Origin of the sequence: Vibrio sp. TRT 29B02 (assembly GCF_050113655.1) — a bacterium.
Classification (GTDB): Bacteria; Pseudomonadota; Gammaproteobacteria; order Enterobacterales; family Vibrionaceae; genus Vibrio.
Map to the genome: position 1 here is coordinate 1 of NZ_JBNJOJ010000072.1, position 748 is coordinate 748.

The window sequence follows — 748 nt, forward strand, 5'->3', positions numbered from 1 at the left end:
TAAACGGTGAACTGCCAGCAGAGTGGGAAGAGAAAGCCAACGCGATCATCGCTGATCTACAAGCTAACCCAGCCAACATCGCTTCACGTAAAGCGTCACAAAATGCGCTAGAAGCATTCGGTGCGATGCTACCAGAATTCCTAGGCGGCTCTGCTGACCTAGCACCTTCTAACCTAACGATGTGGTCTGGTTCTAAGTCTGTATCTGCTGATGATGCCTCTGGTAACTACATTCACTACGGTGTGCGTGAATTCGGTATGACGGCTATCATGAACGGTATTGCGCTACACGGTGGTTTCGTGCCATACGGTGCAACATTCCTAATGTTCATGGAATACGCGCGTAACGCAATGCGTATGGCTGCTCTGATGAAAGTTCAGAACATCCAAGTTTACACGCACGACTCTATCGGTCTAGGCGAAGATGGTCCAACTCACCAACCGGTTGAGCAAATGGCTTCTCTACGTCTAACGCCAAACATGAGCACATGGCGTCCATGTGACCAAGTTGAGTCAGCCGTTGCTTGGAAACTGGCAATCGAGCGTAAAGATGGCCCAACATCTCTTATCTTCTCTCGTCAAAACCTTGCACAACAAGAGCGTGACGCTGAGCAACTAGCCAACATCGCTAAAGGTGCTTACATCCTGAAAGAGTGTGCAGGTAAGCCAGAGCTTATCCTTATCGCAACAGGTTCTGAAGTAGAGCTAGCGGTAGAAGCAGCAGCACAGCTAACAGCAGAAGGTAAGAA

At 49.2% G+C, this 748-nt stretch carries 1 protein-coding gene; it reads left to right on the forward strand.

The window, feature by feature from the left end:
• On the forward strand, positions 1–748 hold a 748-nt coding region (locus tag ACQEXT_RS21215), incomplete at both ends, for a transketolase-like TK C-terminal-containing protein (protein WP_426953445.1).